Origin of the sequence: Halorubrum sp. SS7 (assembly GCF_005435055.1) — an archaeon.
Lineage (GTDB): Archaea > Halobacteriota > Halobacteria > Halobacteriales > Haloferacaceae > Halorubrum > Halorubrum salinarum.
This window is the reverse complement of sequence record NZ_SGXV01000529.1, coordinates 1-276: the sequence shown is the minus strand read 5'-3', so window position 1 is coordinate 276 and position 276 is coordinate 1. Positions and strand designations below refer to the sequence as shown.

General features: G+C 62.7%; 1 protein-coding gene. It reads left to right on the top strand.

Going from position 1 to position 276, the window contains the following annotated elements:
* Positions 1–43: 43 nt before the first annotated feature.
* The coding region (locus EXE44_RS19040) for an ATP-binding cassette domain-containing protein (protein ID WP_137718117.1) at positions 44–276 on the top strand (233 nt) is incomplete at its 3' end.

Sequence of the window (276 nt, the reverse complement as noted above, 5' to 3'; positions counted from 1 at the left end):
CGGCGCGCGACCGACCACTCGACACCGACCACAACACAAAGATATGGCAACGCTTGAACTCGACTCGATAACGAAGACGTTTCAGGACGGCGACGAGGAGATCGTCGCGGTCGACGACGTGTCGCTGTCGATCGACGACGGCGAGTTCCTCGTCGTCGTCGGCCCGTCCGGCTGCGGGAAGTCTACCACGCTCCGGATGGTCGCCGGCCTCGAGACGATCACGTCCGGCACGCTCAGCATCGATAACCGCGTCGTCAACGACGTGAAATCGCAGGA